Origin of the sequence: Kribbella sp. NPDC056345 (assembly GCF_042262745.1) — a bacterium.
In the GTDB taxonomy this organism is placed as follows: domain Bacteria; phylum Actinomycetota; class Actinomycetes; order Propionibacteriales; family Kribbellaceae; genus Kribbella.
The window spans coordinates 752,146-772,489 of record NZ_JBHJQQ010000002.1; the positions used below are offsets into that span (position 1 = coordinate 752,146).

Here is a 20,344-nt window from a genome sequence, read left to right on the forward strand (position 1 = left end):
GGCGGGTCTGCTTGCAATTGCAAGCACGTTGCTAGCAGACTGGGGGCATGGCCAGATTGAGTGATCGTGTTGCCGGTTCGGTGGGCTCCGTGGGTGAGTACCTTGCCGAGCAGCGGCGGCACGCGCAGTTGTCGTTGCGGCAGCTGTCGGATCTGGCCGGAGTGTCGAACCCGTACCTGAGCCAGATCGAGCGCGGCCTGCGGAAACCGTCGGCCGATGTGCTGCAGCAGCTCGCGAAGGCGCTGCGGATCTCCGCGGAGACCTTGTACGTACGGGCCGGCATTCTCGATCCGGACGAGAACCCGGACGGCCGACCTGCCGCTGGTGTGGTCGACGCGGTCCTGCTCGACCCCGCGCTCAACGAGCGGCAGAAGCGGGTCCTGCTGGACGTGTACGCGTCCTTCGTCCGGGAGAACGCCGAGGAGCCCGCCGCGGCGCCCGCGAAGAAGCGGGCCGCGGCCAAGAAGACCCCTGCGCGACCCCGTAGTACCAACTCGCCGAAATCCCGAGGAGAAGCCTGATGGCTACCCGTACGCCCGTCACCCCGTTGTACGCGATCGCCGGTGCCGGCGACCTGGCCGTGGAGAAGGTCCGCGCTGTCGGCGCCGACGTCACCACCCGGTTCGCCAAGCTCGACCAGAAGACCGTGCAGGCCGAGCTCACCAAGCGCCAGAGCGAGCTGACTGCGGAGCTGACCAAGCGCCAGGCCGAGATCACCAAGCGCTTCGAGGCCCTGGTCGCCGACGCCCGCACCGCCCCGGCCAAGCTGCGTGAGCTGCCGGCCGTCGCGCAGGCCGGTTTCACCACCGTGCTCGGCCAGGCCGAGGAGACCTACGAGGACCTCGCCGGCCGCGGCAAGGACCTGGTCGAGCGGATCCGCTCGCAGAAGGCCACCGAGGACCTCGAGGCCGCCGCGAAGACCACGGTCAGCAAGGCCAAGGCGACTCGCACCACGGTGAAGAAGACCGCCGAGACCGCGCAGCGGAACGTGAAGGCGACCACCACTGCCGCCAAGAAGACCGCGAAGACGGCCGCGAAGGCCACCACCGACGCGGCCGCCAAGGTTGGCGACTGAGAGTAGTTCTCGCCCGACAACGGGTGAATATTCTGCCTGGGCGGCCTGCACCTGTGGATCACAGGGGTAGGCCGCCCGGTCTTTCGGCTAGGCTCGGGGCATGCTCCCACTCGCCACGTTCCCGAACCTCTTCCCGGGGTTCGCGAGCCCGTTCGAGATCATCTGGTGGGTGCTGCTCGCGCTGAAGCTGGTGGCGCTCGTCGATGCGGCCTTCCGGCCGCGGGCGGTGTTCCTCGCCGCGGACAAGCTGACCAAGCCCGGCTGGGTGCTGATCCTGGGCGTGTTCTCGCTCAGCCAGCTCTTCCAGGGATGGCTGAGTTTCTTCGGCCTGATCGGGATCGCCGCCGCCGGTGTCTACCTCGTCGACGCCCGGCCCGCCCTGCGCGCTGCCACCGGCCGCGGCCGGGGTGGCTGGGGCATCCGCCGCCGGCGCGGCCCTCGTCCGCTCTGAGCAGCGCTTACGAGCGGTAGACGATCACCTTGTCGCCGACGTGCACCTGGTCGAACAGGATCTTGATCTTGCCCAGGTCCCGCACGTTGACGCAGCCGTGGGACCCGCCGTTGTAGCCGCGGGCCGCGAAGTCGGACGAGTAGTGGACGGCCTGGCCGCCGCTGAAGAACATCGCGAACGGCATCGGTGAGTCGTACAGCTTCGACACGTGGTTGCGGCTCTTCCAGCCGACCGTGAAGCCACCCTCCCGGGTCGCCGTCTTCACCGCACCGAACCGCACGTCCATCTGCATCTTCACCACACCGTCGACGACGTACCGCAGTTTGCGCGTCGTCTTGTCGATGCACAACGCCACCCCGGTCGCACACCGCGAGTCCAGCTTCCGCCCGTCCACCACCGGCACCGGCGGGTACAGCTCGGTCTGCGTCGGCTCCTTCGTGACAGCGAGCAGCTTGTCCCACGTGTTCTGGTCGACATACCCCAGCGGCGGAATCCCCTTGGACTGCTGGAACTTCTTCACCGCAGCCCGGGTCATCGTCCCGTACTCGTTGTCCAGATAACGCTTGTCCAGCACCTTCAGCTGGATCAACCGGGCCTCGAGCTTCCGCACGCTCACACTCACCGCGCCGTACCTGTACAAGGCCTTCGGATAGATCGGCAGCTCCCCGCTCACCTCGAACGGCACCACCTTCACCTCAGCCGGCGCCGCCTTCGCCACCACCCCAGCCCCAGCCAGCACCGCAACCGCCACCCCGGCAACCACCCCGGCCACCACGTTGCGAATGATCAGCGCGCGCATCGGACACCCCTCAGTAGACCCAGTCCCCGTACCTCGTAGGACGTCCTCACAGCAAATTTTGTTGGCCCCCCAGCGTAAATTACTCACCACCACCGCACATCCGTCGTAAGCAACTCGTGACCGGAGGGCCCGGATGGACATCGTCCTGAGTACGGCGGACATCACCACCGTGCCCGCCGACGCGATCGTGAACGCCGCACACCACGCATTGCGGGGCGGAGGTGGTGTGGACGGTGCGATCCACCGGGCCGGTGGTCCGGAGATTCTGGCGGAGCTGATCGAGCGGTATCCCCGGGGGGCATCGCCCGGGGAAGCCGTGTGGACGACGGCTGGGGCGCTGCCGGCGTCGTACGTGATCCACGTGGTCGGGCCGAACTACAACGCTGGCCAACGGGATCCGGCGTTGCTGGAGTCGTGTTACCGCAATGCGTTGCGGATCGCGGACGAGCTCGGGGTGAAGACGTTGGCGCTGCCGGCGGTGTCGGCGGGGATCTTCGGGTGGCCGGCGCGGTCGGCGGCCGAGATCGCGGTCGGGACACTTCGGCGTACGGCGAGTGGTGTCGTGACGGCGACGTTCTGTCTGGTGGAACCCCGGCTGTACAAGGCGTTCGGGAACGCAACAGCGGCCGAGGCGTGAGCCCCGGCCGCTGTGCAGAAAGCAGGATCAGCCGCTGTAGACGACGACCTTGTCGCCGATCTTGATCTGGGCGTAGATCTTGGCGAGCTTGGCCTTGTCGCGGATGTTCAGGCAGCCGTGCGAGGCGCCGTTGTAGCCGCGGGCCTTGAAGTCGGACGAGTAGTGGACGGCCTGGCCGCCGCTGAAGAACATCGAGTACGGCATCTTCGACTTGTAGAGCGACGAGACGTGGTTCTTCGACTTGCGGTAGACCTTGAACTGGCCGTTGCGCGTCGGTGTCTTGGAGCCGCCGAAGCGGGCGTCCAGCACGTAGATCGTCTTGCCGTTGACCAGGTAGACCATCTTGCGCGTCTTCTTGTTGGCGCACATGACGCGGCCCTTCATGCACCGCGGGTCCAGGTGGTAACGGCCGATGTACTTGGTCTTGGCGACCGCCTTCTGCGGCACGGCCGCTACCGTCTTCGGTGCCACGGTCGCGGCCTGGGCCGTCGTACCGGCGGTCAGCGCACCCACCCCGACGAATGCGACGGCGGTCACGGTGGCGCCGAGCTTACGCAGAATCCCCATGGTGATTCTTCCTTCCCCCAACTGAAGTTTTGCTTTCACAGAGTCAGACGTCGGGCAGCGACATCTGGTTGGTAACGATCCGGAAGAAACTTCCCCACGACCGGCCGAAAACAGGATGTATCACATCCGTGTATTTCGGCGCGCGTCGTCGGGCCCGGCGTTGCCGAACCGTGTTGCGAAAAGCCTTATCAGGCCTTGTTCTTACGCCCCAGCTTCGCGCGCTCGATCTGCGTCAGCGCGAGCTTGCGGATCCGGATCGCGTCCGGGGTGACCTCGACACACTCGTCCTCGCGGCAGAACTCCAGCGACTGCTCGAGCGACAGCTTGCGGGCCGGCACCAGCTTCTCGAACTCGTCCGCGTTCGACCGGACGTTGGTCATCTTCTTCTCACGCGTGATGTTGACGTCCATGTCGTCGGCGCGGGAGTTCTCGCCGATCACCATGCCCTCGTAGACATCGGTGCCCGGCTCGCAGAACATGGTGCCGCGCTCCTGCAGGTTCACCATCGCGTACGACGTCGTGACGCCGGTGCGGTCGGAGACCAGCGAACCGGACGGGCGGGTACGCAGCTCGCCGAACCACAGCTCGTAGCCCTCGAAGACGTGGTGCGCGATACCGGTACCGCGGGTGTCGGTGAGGAACTCGGTGCGGAAGCCGATCAGGCCACGCGCCGGGACCAGGAACTCCATCCGCACCCAGCCGGTGCCGTGGTTGGTCATCTGCTCCATCCGGCCCTTGCGGACCGCGAGCAGCTGGGTGACGGTGCCGAGGTATTCCTCGGGGCAGTCGATGGTCAGGCGCTCGACCGGCTCGTGCCGCTTGCCGTCGATCTCCTTGGTGACCACCTGCGGCTTGCCGACGGTCAGCTCGTAGCCCTCGCGACGCATCTGCTCGACCAGGATGGCCAGCGCCAGCTCGCCACGGCCCTGCACCTCCCAGGTGTCGGGACGCTCGGTCGGCAGGACCTTGATCGACACGTTGCCGATCAGCTCGCGGTCGAGCCGGTCCTTGACCAGGCGGGCGGTGACCTTGGTGCCCTTGACCCGGCCGGCCAGCGGTGAGCTGTTGGTGCCGATCGTCATCGAGATGGCCGGCTCGTCCACGGTGATGAACGGCAGGGCGACCGGGTTCTCCGGGTCGGCCAGGGTGTCGCCGATCATGATCTCGGGGATCCCCGCGATCGCGACGATGTCACCCGGTCCGGCCGAGTCGCCCGGCACCCGCTCGAGGGCCTCGGTGATCAGCAGCTCGGTGATCTTGACCTTCTGGATGGTGCCGTCGTGCTTGCACCACGCGACCTGGGAACCCTTCTTCAGGGTGCCTTCGTGCACCCGGACCAGCGCGAGCCGGCCGAGGAACGGCGAGGCGTCCAGGTTGGTCACGTGGGCCTGCAGCGGCGCGTCCTCGGTGTACTTCGGGGCCGGCACGTTGGCCATGATCGTCTCGAACAGCGGCTCGAGGTCCTCGGAGTCCGGCAGGCCGCCGTCGGCGGGCTGGGTCAGCGAGGCGCGACCGGCGCGGGCCGAGGCGTACACGACCGGGAAGTCCAGGGCGCTCTGGTCGGCGTCGTGGTCCAGCAGGTCCAGGAACAGCTCGTAGGTCTCGTCCACGACCTCGGCGATCCGGGAGTCCGGCCGGTCGACCTTGTTCACCACGAGGATGACCGGCATCCGGCGCGCGAGCGCCTTGCGGAGCACGAACCGGGTCTGCGGCAGCGGGCCCTCGGAGGCGTCCACCAGCAGCACGATGGCGTCCACCATCGACAGGCCGCGCTCGACCTCACCCCCGAAGTCGGCGTGGCCGGGGGTGTCGATGATGTTGACCGTGACGGTCTCGCCACTGGCCATCTTGTGCCGGACGGCGGTGTTCTTGGCGAGGATCGTGATGCCCTTCTCACGCTCCAGGTCACCGGAGTCCATCGCCCGCTCGTCCACGTGCTGATGCGCGCCGAAGGCGCCGGACTGCCACAGCATCGCGTCGACCAGGGTGGTCTTCCCGTGGTCGACGTGGGCCACGATCGCGACGTTGCGCAGGTCGTTACGGACAGGCATGGGGAAGCGCTCCAAGCAGTAGACTGGGTGTCAGGCGGTGGCTACGGCGTGTTGTGAGTCACGCCACGTTGGTTCAACAGGGGCCACTCGACGCAAGGCACAGCCCCTCTATCCTACCTGTCACAGTGCGTGGCAACGAATCGCGAGCCGCGATCAGCGCTGCGGTGGCCGCCAGTCCAGGATCCGCGTGCCCGAGCGCTGCGCCGTACGGGCGGGAGTGCAGCGCAGAAGTGCGTTGCGCAACGACTGTCCACGGCCGAGATGCGCGCCGACCCGTGCCATCTGCGCCGACCTGGCCACCAACTTCTGAGTACGCCGGTAGCGCGCGCTCTCGTAGTCCCGCAGATCACCGTCCGCCCGCGCCAGCAGCCCGACCGTCACTCCGTCCTCGAGAGCAGAGTTCGCACCCTGCCCGAGCGTCGGCAGCATCGGGTGCGCCGCATCACCGATCAACGCCGTACGCCCACGGGTGTACCGCGGCAACGGCTTCGCCAGCTGCCATACGTCATGCCGGATCAACTCGGCCCGCCCAGTTGCGGCAATCAACGCCTGTACGTCGGGGGCCCAGGAACCGAAGTGTTCGTGAACAGCGGCCAGTTCGTCCGGGAATCGGTGGCCGGCCGGCAGAGCGACGTACCCGTACCAATAGATCTGCTCGGTGCTGATCCGCAACCTGCCGAACTCGGCTCGCGGTCCCCACACCATCGCGAACCGATCGGCCGGCGTGATCCCGTCGGCGACCACCGCACGCCAACTGGAATAGCCGCTGTACGCCAGTGAACGGCCGGGAAAGAGCGAGTCCCGAGTGGCACTCCGGATCCCGTCGGCGCCGATCACCAGATCCGCAGTCGCGGAGTGTGTGCCCCAGATCACCTTGGCTCGTTCGGCTCCCGGCGTACCGGGGCTGACGGCGGTGACGCGCGCGCCGGTGACAAGGTCGGCGCCACCGGCCGCCTCGGCCAGCGCTGCGTGCAGTGCCTGACGGTGGATCCCGATCATCTCGGTCAGCGCCGATTCAGGTGCCTTCAGCAACCATTTGCCGTCGGAACGCCGGGTGCCGGCCGGGCGAACGGCGTACCCGGCTCGTCGCACCGCCGCCGCGGCGCCGATCGCTTCGAGGGCCCGGATCCCGTTGACCGTCACGGCCAGTCCGGCCCCGACCTCACCCAGTTCCGGCGCGCTCTCCAGGATCTGGACCTGCCAACCCGACTGGAGCAATGACGCTGCAGCGGTCAGCCCGGCGATCCCGCCGCCGATCACGATTGCTCGCTGTGCCATGGGTCCACGCTAGGAGTTTGCGGAGCTCTTCGCGTACGGCGCTGGGCGTATTCGCGGAGCCTTCCCGTGGCGGATGCCCGGCGGGTGCTGCGGCGGCCAGAGTGATCGTCATGGATACCAGGACAATCACGCGGCGGCGGATGCTCGCCGGTTCAATGGGAATCGCGGCTGGTGCCGCACTGGGTACGAGGCCGGGGCTCGCGGCCGTGGACCCGATCGACAGCTGGATCCGGCGCAACGCCGTACCCGTCGGCGACCTCCGTCAGCTCCGCCGGTCGGTCGGTGGCGCGCAGATCGTCGGGCTCGGCGAGGCCGTGCACGGGACGGCCGAGATGACCCGGCTCAAGGTGCGGGTGGTCCGGTTTCTCGTGGAGGAGCTGGGTTTCCGGGCGATCGCCTTCGAGGACGACTGGTCGCTGGGCACCGAGCTGAACGAATACGTGCTCACCGGCCGCGGTGATCTGCGAGCGCTGGTTCGCCAGCTCAGCACGGAGACCCGCACCCACGAGATCGCGGAGCTGTTCGAATACCTCCGCGCCTACAACTCCACGCATCGGGACAAGGTCCGCTTCGCCGGCGCGGAGTACTTCGCCACCAAGCACCTCGCCTACGACGCGATCGACGAGTACGTCGGCCGCCGCGCCCCGCACCGCCTGGCCGAACTGCGCCGCAGCCTGGACCCGATCCGGCCGACCATGACGGATATCGGTGCCTACGTGAAGTGGTACTGGCGCAAGGTGCCGGACAAGGCGCCGTACATCGCCAAAGCCCAGGCAGTCCACGACCTGATCGCGGAGCTCCCGCACCGCGCCAATGACCGGGACCACGCGATCACCGCGCACCATGCCCGGCAGATCCTGTCGTTCTACACGGCGTTCAGCCTGCCGGACGCCGAGATCTGGGGCTACCGGGACGCGCGCGCGGCCGAGAACGTGCGGTGGTGGCACGGATTCACCCGCAACAAGGTCATCTACTGGGCCGCCAACGCCCACACGATGAACGCTCCGCACCTGCAGTTCGTCAGCCCAGATGCCGCCTTCAAGAACGTCGGTACGGCGCTCCGCGAGTGGTACGGCAATCGCTACCGCTCACTCGGCTGCACGTTCGACCGCGGTACGGCGTTCGGCGGCGTCAATCTGCCACCGGCCGCGGCCGACTGGTTCGAGCACCGGCTGGGTGCGGCGAACCTGGATCAGTTCACGCTCGACCTACGGCAGCAACCGCAACCGCCCGAGGTCCGGGCGTGGCTGAACCAGACCGCGCGAACGAGGGGGATCGCCGTCCCGGGTTCCTACCTCACCGGTGACAGTCCGAGCACCTGGTACGACGCCGTACTGCACACGCGCGAGGTGTCGCCGACTCACGCCTACTGAACGCGGTGCACCTTGTGCTGCGCGGCCTGGGCGCGCGGGCGGACGGTGATCCGGTCGAGGTTGACGTGCGGCGGGCGGCTCGCGACCCAGCTGACGATATCGGCGATGTCGTCGGACGTGAGCGGCTCGGCGACACCGGCGTACACGGCGTCGGCCTTGGCCTGGTCGCCCTCGAACCGGGTCAGCGCGAAGCCCTCGCTGCGCACCATGCCGGGGGCGATCTCGCTGACCCGGACCGGCTGGTCGAAGAGCTCGAGGCGCAGGGTGTCGACGACCGCCTTGGCGGCGTGCTTGGCGGCGACGTACCCGCCGCCGTTCTCGTAGGCCACCTGGCCGGCCGTCGAACCCATCACGATGATCGTGCCCTGCCCGGCGATAAGGGCCGGGAGCAACGACTTGGTGACGGCCGCGACACCGATCACGTTCACCTCGTACATCCGCCGCCACGCGTCCAGGTCGGCGTCGGCCACCGGCTCGGCGCCGAAGGCACCGCCGGCGTTGTTCACCAGCAGGTCCAGCCGGTCACCGACAGTCGCGGCCAGCGCTGCCACGTCGTCCGCCGACGTGACATCACACTGGATCGCACGACCGTCGATCTCCTTGGCCAGTGCCTCGATCCGATCCAGCCGCCGGGCGGCCGCGATCACCTCGAACCCATCCTTGGCCAGGCGGCGGGCCGTGGCGGCCCCGATCCCGCTGCTCGCTCCGGTCACCACGGCAAGTGGACGTTCAGTCATACCTTCAGTCTTCCACCCGCCGGGATCTCGACCGAAACCGTCTCAGGTACGGCGGCCTGTCGCCGGGCGGAGGCGATCGTGAACACCAGCAGGAGCAGGCTCACGGCGACGAATCCACCGAACAATCCCAGGGTTTGTCCGTCGGGATGAATGACCGACTGCCCGCGGAACGCCTGGGTGGCAGTGGTGACCATGAGACCGGTGTAGGCGATGACAGCCACTCCGACGAGCCGGGCGCGGACCCGTTCCGGCCGCAGCCAGACCACTCGGGCCGCAAGGACGCTCAGCAGCAGGACGACCGCCAGCAGGACCTGGATCGCGTGCAGTCCGATGAAATGCGCGACGCGGAGATCGCCGCCCTCGGTGCTCCAGTTCACGAGTGGCAGACCGGCGCCGCCGGCCTCGACGCCGATGCTGTGGCTGCCGCCCAGGGTGACCGGGCGTCCGTACGCGTCGGTGGTGTGGGTCTCGGTGCCGTTCGAACCGACCAGGTAGAAGGCCAGGAACATGCCGGCTGCGGCCAGCGCGACGCCGGTCCGGATTGCCCGGTTCAGCGGTGCGTCACCGACCCGCTGGAACTGCAACATGATCGCGATCACCAGGCTGGCGCCGAACAGGCCGATCACCCCGGACGAGAAGACCCGCTGACCGACCTGGTTGAACGTGTCGGTGTTGGCGTTGAAGTGGCTGAAGGTGCCCCGCGCGGCCTGGATGACGATGAAGCCGACGTCGACCACGCCGGTGACCGCGAACACGGTGCCCGTCCACCAGCCGAACCGCTTGGCCTTGCGGAGCCGCGACAACAACCAGGCGAGAGTGGCGCCGTACAGGACGAAGGACGTGGCGAACTTGAACGGCTTGAGCCAGACGGATTCGTTCAGGACTTCGCGGTTGTCGACCAGGAGGCCGATCGCGGCGACGAGGACCAGGGCGGCCATGGCGGACACCATCACCATCAGCGGGCGATGCCAGGTGCGTACTTCGGCGAGGACTTTGTGCATGTATTCATGCTTTCTGTGCAAGCCCTGCACCGCAGTGGGCTCAGTCCGCCTCCCTTGGGGGTGGTAGCTCTACTTACCGGCGTACGCTGGCTGGGTGAGTCTGCCGCCGTCCGCCGACCGTCCGCCGCGGCGGGTCGCGATGATCAGCCTGCACACGTCGCCGCTCGACCAGCCGGGGACCGGTGACGCCGGCGGCATGAACGTGTACGTCGTGGAGCTGTCCAAACAGCTGGCGGAGCTCGGGATCGAGGTGGACGTCTTCACCCGGGCGACCACCTCGGCACTGCCGCCGCGGGTCGAACTGCTGCCCGGCGTGACGGTTCGCAACGTCGCCGCCGGTCCTTATGAGGGCCTGACCAAGAACGAGCTCCCGGCCCAGCTGTGCACCTTCGCCCGGGCCGTGTTGCGGGCCGAGGCGATCCACGAGCCCGGCTGGTACGACGTGATCCACTCGCACTACTGGTTGTCCGGGCAGGTCGGGTTGCTGGCGCGGGACCGCTGGGCGATCCCACTCGTGCACACCATGCACACGATGGCGAAGGTCAAGAACGCCAGCCTGGCCGAGGGCGACGTACCGGAACCGGCTGCTCGGCTGATCGGTGAGGAGCAGGTGGTCGAGTCCGCGGACCGGCTGCTGGCGAACACTCCGGACGAAGCCCAGGAGCTCATCAGCCTGTACGGCGCTCAGCCGGGGAAGGTCGGTGTGGTCAACCCTGGCGTGGATCTGGAGGTGTTCGGGCCCGGTGATCAGACCGCGGCGCGACGGGCGGTCGGCGTACCGGAGGATGCCGTCGTACTGGCTTTCGTCGGGCGCATCCAGCCGCTGAAGGCCCCCGATCTACTGATCCGGGCGGCCGCTCGGATATTGGAGCGCGACCCGTCGCTCCGGAGCCGGCTGGTGGTCGCGATCATCGGCGGCCCGTCGGGGAACGGGATGGAGCACCCCGAGGCGCATGCCGAGCTGGCGCGGGAGCTCGGGGTCGACGACGTGACCCGATTCGTGAAACCGCTGGAGCGAACCGGGCTGGCCGAGTGGTACCGAGCCGCCTCCGTGGTCTGCGTGCCGTCGTACTCGGAGTCCTTCGGGCTGGTCGCGCTGGAGGCCCAGGCCTGCGGTACGCCGGTCGTCGCGGCGGCCGTGGGTGGCCTGACGACCGCGGTCGCGAACGGGCAGACCGGGCTGCTGGTCGACGGGCACGGGGTCGACGACTTCGCCGACGCGCTGGCCCGGATCGCGACGGATCCGCTCACCCGCGAGACGATGAGCCGGGCGGCGGTCAAGCACGCCCAGGAATTCGGCTGGGAACTGACCGCTCGCAAGACGCTCGCGGCGTACCGGACCGCGGCGGAGACGATGGCGGCTGAGGTGTTCTGAATGAGAGTGTCCGCGGCGGATGTGATCCGTCAGGTACTGACCGAGAACTCGCTGGAGTTCACGGAGGTGAAGCCGGGGGAGTTCACCGCCGACCTGCCGGGCGAGCGCAAGCTCAAGACCACGGTCTCGCTGACGGTCGGCGCGCAGGCCGTCCAGGTGCATGCCTTCGTGGCCCGGCACCCGGACGAGAACCATGAGGCCGTCTACCGCTGGATGCTCGAGAAGAACCTGAAGATGTACGGCGTCGCCTTCGCCGTCGACCATCTTGGCGACATCCACCTGGACGGCCGCGTGCCACTCCATGCGATCACCCCGACCGAGGTCGATCGGCTGCTCGGCGCCGTACTGGAGTACGCCGACTCGTCGTTCAACACGATCCTCGAGCTCGGCTTCGCCTCCTCGATCCGCAAGGAGTACGAGTGGCGGATCTCGCGCGGCGAGTCCACCCGCAATCTGGACGCCTTCAAGGGCTGGCTGGAGCCCCGATAAGCTGCGGGGTATGACCTATCGTCTGATCCTGCTCCGCCACGGCCACAGCGACTGGAACGCCAAGAACCTCTTCACCGGCTGGGTCGACGTCGACCTGAACGCCCAGGGTGTCGAGGAGGCGCACCGCGGCGGTGAGCTGCTCCGCGACCGCGGCCTGCTCCCCGACGTCCTGCACACCTCGCTGCTGCACCGCGCGATCCGCACCGCGAACATCGCCCTCGAGGTCGCCGGGCGCTCCTGGATCGACGTCCGCCGCTCCTGGCGCCTCAACGAGCGCCACTACGGCGCCCTGCAGGGCAAGGACAAGAAGCAGACCCTCGAGGAGCTCGGCGAGGAGCAGTTCATGCTCTTCCGCCGCTCCTACGACACCCCGCCGCCGCCGATCGAGCGCGGCTCCGAGTTCGACCAGGCCGGTGACCCCCGCTACGCCTCCCTGCCGCCGGAGATCCTCCCCGCGACCGAGTGCCTCAAGGACGTCGTCGCCCGGATGCTCCCGTACTGGTACGACGCCATCGTCCCGGACCTGCGCGCGAACAAGACCGTCCTCGTCACGGCCCACGGCAACTCCCTGCGCGCCCTCGTCAAGCACCTCGACAACCTCGACGAGCCCACCGTCGTAGGCCTCAACATCCCCACCGGCCTCCCCCTCCTCTACGAACTCGACGAGGACCTGAAGCCGATCACCCCCGGCGGCGAGTACCTCGACCCCACCGCGGCAGCCGCCGCCATCGAAGCCGTCAAGAACCAGGGCCGCTGACCTCGACACTCGGGATCCGACCTGCGAGCGCGGGGGTCCGTACGGTAGGCGAGTGAGTCTCCTGCGGGCCTCGGCGCGGGCCGTTCATCGGGTGTTGACGGATGACAACTTCGATCTGTGGCTGCTGACTGCCGCGGCCGGGGTGTTCACGGTGCTCGGCATCGTGAACGTGGCCGAGGCGGAGGTGCTGAGTTCGGCGATCCTGGCGTTGCTCGCGGCGCTGGCGATCGCCCAGATCAGGTCCCGGCGGCTGGTCGCGGAGATCGCCGACCGCTCGCAGCCGGCCGAGATCCTGAGGCGTGACTTCCCCGACGACCTGGCGCGCCGGCGGGCCGAGGCCGACGACGTGCTGCTGATCGGGATCGCGATGGCGCGCACGGTCCAGGCCGCCCGTGACGATTTCCACCGGGCGCTGGTGCGTGGCGCGCGGCTGCGCGTCCTGGTGGTCGATCCGACCGACGACGTACTCGTCGGGCAGGCCGCGATGCACCGTCCGGCCGGCCGTGCGGCCTTGCTGTCGCAGCGGATCATGACCACGATCGAGGAACTGGAAGAACTCAAGGCCAGTACCCAGGGCAACCTCGAGATCCGGGTCGCGCCGTTCGTGCCGCCGATCGGCGTGAACCTGATCCGCTCGCGGGACGCGGCGTCCGTGACCGTGCAGCAGCCGGAGCTGCGGCCCGCCTCCGAGCCCGGCCCGATCATGCACTTCGCGGAGTCCGACGGCGGGTGGTTCTCGTTCTATGCGCAGCAGGCCGAGCGGCTCTGGGAAGCGGGGGCCACCTGGCCGCTGCCGCCGAGCCGCCGCCTGCGCACGATGGCGCGCCCGGCGTTCGTCCAGTCGTTCGGGCCTGAGCTGACGAACTCGATGAAGGCCGCGACCGAACTGTTCGTCACCGGGGTCGCGCGGAACACACTGCTGGTGGAGAACTACACCGAGTTCGAGCGCTGGCTGCGGCGCGGGTGCACGATCCGGATGCTGCTGATCGAGCCGTCGTCGGCCGCGGTCGAGGTCGCGGCCGAGCGGTACTACGCCGAGCGGTCTCCGGCGTCGACCCGGAGCCGGATCGAGCAGTCGCTGCGGCTGCTGTCCGAACTGGCCACGACGACCGGCGGAGCACTCGAGGTCCGGCTGACGCGTCATCCGATCCCGCTCGGCGTCGTCGCCGTCGACGCCGCGCTTGATCGGCGAACGGAGTACTCGGCCCTGTTCGTCGAGTACTACACCTACCAGGCCGAGGGCGAGCCGAAGTTCGTTCTCCAGCCCGGCGATCCCTGGTTCGCGCAGTTCCTGGCGGAGGCGGAGATCCTCTGGCGCACCGCCCAGCGGGTCTCGCTGCCGGACAAAAAGTAGCCCCCAGCAACCATCTGGTTGCCGGGGGCCACTTTTGGGTCAGTCGTTGCCGTTGGGGTTCGGGGTGGAGGCGCCGGCGCCGGAGCCGGCGGCGGTGCCGCCGACGGCTACGGGGAGCTCGCCGGTGACCAGGTAGACGACGCGGCGGGCCATCGAGACGGCGTGGTCGGAGATGCGCTCGTAGTAACGGCCGAGGAGGGCGATGTCGACGGCGACCTCGACGCCGTGCGGCCAGCTGTCGTCCATCATCAGGCGGAACTGGTTGGTGCGGAGCTTGTCCATCTCGTCGTCGGTGGCCTCGAGGGCGCTGGCGGCCTCGACGTCGCGGGTCTTGATCACGTCACCGGCGGCGTCGACCATGGTGCCGGCGACGGTGCCCATCTCCTGGATGACGTCGTGCAGCTCGGTGGGGATGGCGGGGGACGGGTAGCGCAGCCGGGCGATCTTGGAGACGTGCGCGGCCAGGTCGCCCATCCGCTCGAGGTCGGCGACCATCCGGAGGGCGGCGACCAGCATCCGCAGCTCGTTGGCGACCGGGGCCTGGCGGGCCATCAGCTCGAAGACCTTCTCCTCGACACCTTCACCCGCCGCGTCCAGCTGGATGTCGGCCGCGATGACCTCCTCGGCCTGGCGGATATCGGCCTCCAGGAGGGCTGCGGTCGACCGGCGGACGGCGGTGGACACGGTCCGGGTCATCCGCTCGAGCTCGGCGAGGATGTCGTCGAGCTGCTCGTGGTAACTGTCACGCATTGTGTTCGTTTCCGATCTGTGGTGTGCCCGTTCCCCGGTGCCGGACATGCCGGTACCCGCTCCCCGGTGACGGTATGCCGTCGAGGTTGCCGGACGGCGACGAGTGGTGAACGCCTGATGAACAGTTGAGACGTGTCCCGGTCATCCGGTGCTCATTCGGTCTTTCCCTACTGGTTGCCCGCGTAGCATCGATGCCGTGGACCCCACGCTGGCTGCGGTGCTGGGCGGCGTCATCGGCGCGGCCCTGGCCCTCCTTTCACTCGGCGCGATGATGCTTTCCGAGCGCTCCCAGCGCAAGATCCCCGAGTCCCCCGACCCCGCCGTACCAGGTGGTGTCGCGACCGTTCTGTCGGTACTGCGCTCGTCCGCGGTCGTGATGGGGCCGGAGGATCAGGTGCTGCAGGCGAGCGCTCCGGCGCACGTGCTCGGCATCGTGCGGGGTGAGCGGCTGGTGGTCGACGATATCCTGACCATGGTTCGCGCGGTCCGCCGTGACGGCGAGATTCGCCAGCAGGACCTGGAGATCGTCCGTGGCCGGCTCGGCGCGACGCAGTACGTGAGCGCCCGGGTGGCGCCGCTGGGCAGCCAGCTGGTGCTGGTGCTGGTCGAGGACCGCACCCGCGAGCGTCGGCTGGATGCGATCCGGCGCGACTTCACGGTCAACGTGAGCCACGAGCTCAAGACCCCGGTCGGTGCGCTGATCCTGCTCGCGGACGCGGTTTCCGAGGCGTCGGACGACCCGGACGCGGTGCAGCGGTTCTCGGACCGGATGCGGGTCGAGGCCTCCCGGCTCAGCCGCCTGGTCAAGGAGATCATCGAGCTGTCCCGGCTGCAGGGCGACGACCCGCTGGAGCACCCGCACTCGGTCGACATCAACGCGGTGATCGAGGCCGCGGTCGACCGTTGCCGGGTGGACGCCGAGGACCGCGACATCAAGATCGTCGTGAAGACCGAGCCGGAGCTGGAGGTGATGGGCAGCGAGGACCAGCTGTCCATTGCCATCGGCAACTTGGTGGAGAACGCGGTCAACTACAGCCCGGACGGCACCCGGGTGGCGGTCGCCGCGCACCCGATCGGCGACCTGGTCGAGGTGACCGTCAGCGACCAGGGCGTCGGGATCCCGACCAGCGACCTGGAGCGCATCTTCGAGCGCTTCTACCGGGTCGACCGGGCCCGCAGCCGGGAGACCGGCGGGACCGGGCTCGGGCTGTCGATCGTCAAGCACATCGCCTCGATCCACGGCGGTGACGTGCGAGTCTGGAGTGTCGAAGGCCAAGGCTCCACATTCACCGTGAGACTCCCGTTGCGGCTCGAATCCGCCCCGGGCCAGACCGGTTCCCCCAGCCAGGAGGAGCCGGCCGTCACCCTGCCGCCTACCCCGTCAGGGCAGATCACAAAGGAGACAGCTTCGTGACCCGAGTGCTGGTCGTCGAAGACGAAGAGAGCTACAGCGACGCGTTGTCGTACGTCCTGCGCAAGGAAGGCTTCGAGGTCGCCGTCGCGGAGACCGGGCCGGACGCGCTGGACGAGTACGACCGGGCCGGTGCGGACATCGTGCTGCTCGACCTGATGCTGCCGGGCCTGTCCGGTACCGAGGTGTGCCGGGCGCTGCGCAGCCGCGGCAACGTCCCGGTCATCATCGTCAGCGCCAAGGACACCGAGGTGGACAAGGTCGTCGGGCTCGAGCTGGGCGCGGACGACTACGTCACCAAGCCGTACAGCCCGCGCGAGCTGCTGGCCCGGATCCGGGCCGTGCTGCGGCGCGGTCAGGACGTCGAGCTGCTGCCGGACACCCTCGAGGCCGGACCGGTCCGGATGGATGTCGAGCGGCACGTGGTGACCGTCGGCGGGACCGAGATCCGGTTGCCGCTGAAGGAGTTCGAGCTGCTCGAGATGCTGCTGCGCAACACCGGCCGGGTGCTCACCCGGGGGCAGCTGATCGACCGGATCTGGGGCGCCGACTACGTGGGGGACACCAAGACCCTGGACGTGCACGTGAAGCGGCTGCGCTCCAAGCTCGAGAAGGACCCCTCGAACCCGGCGCACCTGGTCACCGTCCGCGGCCTCGGCTACAAGTTCGAGTCCTGACTCACAGCCCCCGCGGGTCGTCAGGACCGCCGGGGTTAGCTTAGGCTGTCCTTAGTTTCGACTGAGGAGAGTCTCTGATGGCATTGCCCCCCTTCCCGGCGATCAGTGCAGCCCGGGCGATCAGTGCGGCCGCCGGCGTACTGATCGCGACCAGCCTGCTCGTCGCGTGCAGCAGCGCCGACGACGCGCAGCCGCAAGGGACCGCCAGTACGGCGGGTTTCCCGGTCACGCTGACGAACACCTTCGGCAAGACCGTCGTACCCGCGAAACCGCAGCGGATCATCACCCTCGGCTGGAACGCCCAGGACATCGTCCACGCCCTCGGCGAGACCCCGGTCGCGATGCCCAGGGTCACCTACGGCCCGACCGCGGCCGGCGTCACCGCCTGGGACGCCGAATGGTTCGACCCGGCCAAGACCGAACTCCTCGACACCGGTGACAAGTACCCGTTCGAGAAGATCGCCGCGCTGAAACCGGACGTGATCCTGGCGCCCTACGAGGGGTTCGACAAGGCGACGTACGACACCCTGTCCGGTATCGCGCCGACGGTCGCGTACCCGGGTGCCCCGTGGCAGACCACCTGGCAGGACCAGACCCTGCTGGTCGGCGAAGCGCTCGGCAAGAAGGCCGAGGCGGAGAAGCTGATCACCGGCCTGAACGACAGGATCAAGCAGGTCGCGGCCGAGCACCCCGAGTTCAAGGGCAAGACGCTCGCGGTCGGCTCCTTCGGCGCCGAGAACTACATCTTCATGCCGGGCGACCCCCGCGTGCAGATCCTCAACCAGATGGGCTTCGTGAACTCGCCCCGGGTCGAGGCCCTGCAGAAGGCCAACACCAAGAACGAGTTCGCGCTGACCATCAGCAAGGAGAAGATCGCCGACGCCGATGCCGACGTACTGATCGCGTACGTCGACGGTCTCGGCCCGCAGAAGTTCGCCGCCGACCCCGTCTACTCGTCCCTGGGCGCCGTCAAACGCGGTTCCGCCTACGTCCTGGACGACCAGCAGGTCATCTCCGGCCAGAGCGCGATCAGCGTCCTGAGCGTCCCCTGGGTCCTCGACAAGATGATCCCCGGCCTCGCCAAAGCGGCCCAAGCCGCCAACTGAACGTCCGACGGGACCTCGGCCACAGGCCCCGCCGGCACGACGAACGGGCCGCCCCGCGCCGGGAGCGGCCCGTTCGGCTGCTCACCCCTCGCCCGATTGCGTCAGTGGCGGACGCCCAGGCCATCACAACTGCGTGAGCCGACAGCGGCTGAGCGTGCGGCCGAGCAACGAACGGCAATTGTGATGGCCTGCAGGTCCGGCCTGACCGAACAGCACCGCGAAGCTGATCACGGCCGCACTGGTGGGAGAGGCCGGTGGCTCGGTCAAGGCGTTGGGGGGTGAGCACTCACCCGGTACCTACCCGCACCAAGGGCTCAGTGCTCGCCCTTGGGGGCGTCGTCGCGGGGGGTCGGCGAGTAGTGGTCCTCGGTGAGGACGGGGATGGCGGTGGTGATGGGGCCGGCCTTGGCGAAGGTGATGACTACGTCGATCATCTTGCCGGGCTCGGCGCCGGTGACCGAGAAGGGGGCGGCGGCCGGGGTCTTCGGGGTGCCGGTGGGGGTGGCGGTCGGCGTGGCCGTGGGCGTCACCGTGGGGGTGGTGGTCGGGGTGGGCTCGATGCCGCCGGTCTGGGGGAGGCGGAGGGCGGCGCCGACCTGGAGGGCGAGGGGGCTGAACTTGCCGAAGGTGACGGGGGTCGCGTCGACGGCCGGGGCGTCGGCGACGGGCGGTGCCGGCGGGGCCTGGGTGATGGACACCAGGGTGTCGGGGGCGGTGCCGTTGTTGACGACGACGCCGTGCAGTTCGCCCTTGCCGTGGTCGTCGGCGAGCACCAGGACGTTGCGGATCACGATGCCGCCGGAGGAGGCGTTGGTGCCCTCGGCCGGCTGGTACGGCTGGGCGGTCTGGGCGTTGAAGCCCGCGCCGCAGCCCGCCAGAACGATACTGAGAGTGGCGGCGGCGCCCGCCAGCGCGGCGCGCCGGACGGACCGCGCGGACAACGTGATCGGCACTGGAATCCCTCTCCTGCAAGCTGTTTCGGGGCCCTTCGGCGGTGGCTGAGTACTGGACTCAGTGCACGGCCTCCGGCGGAGCACAGCGTAATGCCACCCCTGGCCGGACCCGACGCCGGGTGGGCCCTGGGCAACGGTTCTCGCGCGTACGAGGCATGGCCGGGAGCCTTTGTCAAGGCGGGAAATGGCCTCTGACCAGCACAAACGTCAGAACCGGACCAGCGACTGCGTGGTAGGATAGGTCTCGGAAAGGGGCACGTGACATATGACTTTCACAGTCGGCGAGACGGTTGTTTACCCCAATCACGGTGCGGCCGTCATCGAGGACATCGAGACCCGTCAGATCAAAGGTGAGGACAAGACCTATCTGGTCTTGAGGATCGTCGCTCAGAACGACCTGGTCGTCCGGGTCCCCGCGTGCAACCTCGATCTTGTCGGCGTGCGTGACGTCGTGGATCAGGCCGGTCTGGAGCGCGTCTTCGACGTGCTGCGGGCTCCGCACACGGAGGAGCCGACCAACTGGTCGCGACGTTACAAGGCGAACCTGGAGAAGTTGCACTCCGGTGACGTGATGAAGGTGGCCGAGGTCGTCCGCGACCTGTGGCGCCGCGAGCGGGACCGTGGTCTGTCCGCCGGTGAGAAGCGGATGCTGGCGAAGGCTCGCCAGATCCTCGTCTCGGAGCTGGCGCTGGCCGAGCACACCAACGAGGACAAGGCGGAAGCCATCCTCGACGAGGTCCTCGCGTCCTGATTGTCAGGTCGAGTCTGATCCCGTGACCCTGCTGTCCAGTTCGGTCGCCGTATGAGTACGGCGGCGATCATTCCGGCGGCAGGTCTCGGGTTGAGGCTCGGTGGTGAGACCCCGAAGGCGTTTCGAGAGGTCGGTGGCGACGCGCTGCTGGTCCACGCGGTCCGTGGACTGAAGGCAGCGTCCGCTGCCGACCTCGTCTGTTTGGTGGTCGCGGTTCCACCCGGCACCGAAGAGACAGTCATCAAAGAGCTCACGCCGTACGTCGGGGATACCCGGCTGCTCGTGGTCGTGGGTGGCGCGGAGCGGTCCGATTCGGTCCGGACGGCTCTCGAGCTGGTTCCGGTCGAGGGGATCGACTGCATCCTCGTGCACGACGCGGCTCGGGCGTTCGTCCCGGTCGACGCGATCGAGCGCGTGGTCGCGGCTGTGCGAGCAGGCGCGGAAGCCGTCGTACCGGCTGTCGCGGTGACGGACACGATCAAGCAGGTCGGTCCCACTGGCGAGGTCGTGGCCACGCCGGACCGGTCGACGCTGGTCGCGGTGCAGACTCCGCAGGGCTTCGCCCCCGACGTACTGCGGCGGGCGCATGCCGCCGGTGTGGTCGGGGCGACCGACGATGCGATGCTGTGCGAGGCGCTCGGTGTGACCGTGCTGACGGTCGAAGGGTCGCCGGACGCGTTCAAGGTGACGCGCCCCCAGGACTTGCTGCTGGCAGAGGCTCTGCTGGCGGAGAGGCGATTGGTTTGATCGAC

At 68.6% G+C, this 20,344-nt stretch carries 22 protein-coding genes; 14 read left to right on the forward strand and 8 right to left on the reverse strand.

Going from position 1 to position 20,344, the window contains the following annotated elements:
- The first annotated feature begins 47 nt into the window (after positions 1–47).
- The 3 genes from ACFCV3_RS09300 (at position 48) to ACFCV3_RS09310 (ending at position 1,526) form a co-directional block, all read left to right on the forward strand.
- Positions 48–521 (forward strand): helix-turn-helix domain-containing protein, encoded by a 474-nt coding sequence (locus tag ACFCV3_RS09300; RefSeq protein ID WP_376027941.1) that lies wholly within the window; start codon positions 48–50, stop codon positions 519–521.
- The gene (locus ACFCV3_RS09305; protein WP_376027943.1) at positions 521–1,075 is read left to right on the forward strand and encodes a hypothetical protein; all 555 of its coding nucleotides are present in this window, start codon (positions 521–523) and stop codon (positions 1,073–1,075) included. The genes ACFCV3_RS09300 and ACFCV3_RS09305 overlap by 1 nt, the downstream gene beginning before the upstream one ends.
- Before the next feature lie 100 nt (positions 1,076–1,175).
- On the forward strand, positions 1,176–1,526 hold the full coding sequence (locus ACFCV3_RS09310) for a DUF2516 family protein (protein ID WP_376027944.1): 351 nt from the start codon (positions 1,176–1,178) through the stop codon (positions 1,524–1,526).
- Positions 1,527–1,533: 7 nt separating this feature from the next.
- Here ACFCV3_RS09310 and ACFCV3_RS09315 read toward each other — a convergent pair whose 3' ends face one another.
- Positions 1,534–2,325, reverse strand: coding sequence for a L,D-transpeptidase family protein (locus ACFCV3_RS09315; protein ID WP_376027946.1), 792 nt, complete (start codon positions 2,323–2,325; stop codon positions 1,534–1,536).
- A 133-nt stretch (positions 2,326–2,458) separates the two neighbouring features.
- On the opposite strand from ACFCV3_RS09315, the gene ACFCV3_RS09320 reads away from it, so the two are divergent.
- Entirely contained in the window at positions 2,459–2,962 is a 504-nt protein-coding gene (locus tag ACFCV3_RS09320) for a macro domain-containing protein (RefSeq protein WP_376027949.1), read from the forward strand.
- 27 nt (positions 2,963–2,989) lie between these two features.
- Here the strand turns inward: ACFCV3_RS09320 and ACFCV3_RS09325 are convergent, their stop codons facing one another.
- From ACFCV3_RS09325 to ACFCV3_RS09335, 3 genes are all read right to left on the reverse strand, one after another.
- On the reverse strand, positions 2,990–3,529 hold the full coding sequence (locus ACFCV3_RS09325; RefSeq protein WP_376027951.1) for a L,D-transpeptidase: 540 nt from the start codon (positions 3,527–3,529) through the stop codon (positions 2,990–2,992).
- A gap of 188 nt (positions 3,530–3,717) precedes the next feature.
- Entirely contained in the window at positions 3,718–5,580 is a 1,863-nt protein-coding gene (gene typA / locus ACFCV3_RS09330) for a translational GTPase TypA (protein WP_132409720.1), read from the reverse strand.
- Positions 5,581–5,733: 153 nt separating this feature from the next.
- Entirely contained in the window at positions 5,734–6,858 is a 1,125-nt protein-coding gene (locus ACFCV3_RS09335; RefSeq protein ID WP_376027954.1) for an FAD-dependent monooxygenase, read from the reverse strand.
- A gap of 110 nt (positions 6,859–6,968) precedes the next feature.
- On the opposite strand from ACFCV3_RS09335, the gene ACFCV3_RS09340 reads away from it, so the two are divergent.
- Entirely contained in the window at positions 6,969–8,231 is a 1,263-nt protein-coding gene (locus ACFCV3_RS09340) for an erythromycin esterase family protein (RefSeq protein WP_376027955.1), read from the forward strand.
- Here ACFCV3_RS09340 and ACFCV3_RS09345 read toward each other — a convergent pair.
- Together ACFCV3_RS09345 and ACFCV3_RS09350 are read right to left on the reverse strand one after the other, a co-directional pair.
- A complete protein-coding gene (locus ACFCV3_RS09345) occupies positions 8,225–8,968 on the reverse strand; it encodes an SDR family NAD(P)-dependent oxidoreductase (protein ID WP_376027957.1) in 744 nt (247 codons plus the stop codon). The two genes, ACFCV3_RS09340 and ACFCV3_RS09345, sit on opposite strands and share 7 nt — an antisense overlap.
- Complete coding sequence (locus ACFCV3_RS09350) at positions 8,965–9,969, reverse strand: hypothetical protein (protein WP_376027960.1); 1,005 nt, start codon at positions 9,967–9,969, stop codon at positions 8,965–8,967. The genes ACFCV3_RS09345 and ACFCV3_RS09350 overlap by 4 nt, the downstream gene beginning before the upstream one ends.
- A 139-nt stretch (positions 9,970–10,108) precedes the next feature.
- Here ACFCV3_RS09350 and mshA point away from each other — a divergent pair, with 139 nt between their 5' ends.
- The 4 genes from mshA to ACFCV3_RS09370 are packed head-to-tail and all read left to right on the forward strand — an operon-like array spanning position 10,109 to position 13,944.
- Positions 10,109–11,344 (forward strand): D-inositol-3-phosphate glycosyltransferase, encoded by a 1,236-nt coding sequence (mshA, locus tag ACFCV3_RS09355; RefSeq protein ID WP_376028724.1) that lies wholly within the window; start codon positions 10,109–10,111, stop codon positions 11,342–11,344.
- Entirely contained in the window at positions 11,345–11,833 is a 489-nt protein-coding gene (locus ACFCV3_RS09360) for a YbjN domain-containing protein (RefSeq protein ID WP_132409710.1), read from the forward strand.
- A 10-nt stretch (positions 11,834–11,843) separates the two neighbouring features.
- Complete coding sequence (locus tag ACFCV3_RS09365) at positions 11,844–12,590, forward strand: phosphoglyceromutase (protein ID WP_376027962.1); 747 nt, start codon at positions 11,844–11,846, stop codon at positions 12,588–12,590.
- A gap of 52 nt (positions 12,591–12,642) precedes the next feature.
- A complete protein-coding gene (locus ACFCV3_RS09370; protein WP_376027964.1) occupies positions 12,643–13,944 on the forward strand; it encodes a hypothetical protein in 1,302 nt (433 codons plus the stop codon).
- Between the two features lie 39 nt (positions 13,945–13,983).
- Here ACFCV3_RS09370 and phoU read toward each other — a convergent pair whose 3' ends face one another.
- The gene (gene phoU / locus ACFCV3_RS09375) at positions 13,984–14,694 is read right to left on the reverse strand and encodes a phosphate signaling complex protein PhoU (protein WP_376027966.1); all 711 of its coding nucleotides are present in this window, start codon (positions 14,692–14,694) and stop codon (positions 13,984–13,986) included.
- Positions 14,695–14,890: 196 nt separating this feature from the next.
- Here phoU and ACFCV3_RS09380 point away from each other — a divergent pair, with 196 nt between their 5' ends.
- The 3 genes from ACFCV3_RS09380 to ACFCV3_RS09390 all read left to right on the forward strand — a co-directional run bounded on the left by ACFCV3_RS09380 (position 14,891) and on the right by ACFCV3_RS09390 (position 17,888).
- Positions 14,891–16,108 (forward strand): sensor histidine kinase, encoded by a 1,218-nt coding sequence (locus ACFCV3_RS09380; RefSeq protein WP_376027968.1) that lies wholly within the window; start codon positions 14,891–14,893, stop codon positions 16,106–16,108.
- Positions 16,105–16,782, forward strand: a complete 678-nt coding sequence (locus tag ACFCV3_RS09385; protein ID WP_376027970.1) for a response regulator — start codon at positions 16,105–16,107, stop codon at positions 16,780–16,782. The genes ACFCV3_RS09380 and ACFCV3_RS09385 overlap by 4 nt, the downstream gene beginning before the upstream one ends.
- A gap of 77 nt (positions 16,783–16,859) precedes the next feature.
- A complete protein-coding gene (locus tag ACFCV3_RS09390) occupies positions 16,860–17,888 on the forward strand; it encodes an iron-siderophore ABC transporter substrate-binding protein (protein ID WP_376027972.1) in 1,029 nt (342 codons plus the stop codon).
- 314 nt (positions 17,889–18,202) lie between these two features.
- Here ACFCV3_RS09390 and ACFCV3_RS09395 read toward each other — a convergent pair whose 3' ends face one another.
- Positions 18,203–18,841, reverse strand: coding sequence for a hypothetical protein (locus ACFCV3_RS09395; RefSeq protein ID WP_376027975.1), 639 nt, complete (start codon positions 18,839–18,841; stop codon positions 18,203–18,205).
- A 265-nt stretch (positions 18,842–19,106) separates the two neighbouring features.
- Here ACFCV3_RS09395 and ACFCV3_RS09400 point away from each other — a divergent pair, with 265 nt between their 5' ends.
- On the forward strand, positions 19,107–19,592 hold the full coding sequence (locus ACFCV3_RS09400) for a CarD family transcriptional regulator (RefSeq protein WP_012918679.1): 486 nt from the start codon (positions 19,107–19,109) through the stop codon (positions 19,590–19,592).
- A gap of 51 nt (positions 19,593–19,643) precedes the next feature.
- The gene (gene ispD, locus ACFCV3_RS09405) at positions 19,644–20,339 is read left to right on the forward strand and encodes a 2-C-methyl-D-erythritol 4-phosphate cytidylyltransferase (RefSeq protein ID WP_376027977.1); all 696 of its coding nucleotides are present in this window, start codon (positions 19,644–19,646) and stop codon (positions 20,337–20,339) included.
- The last annotated feature ends 5 nt before the right edge of the window (positions 20,340–20,344 follow it).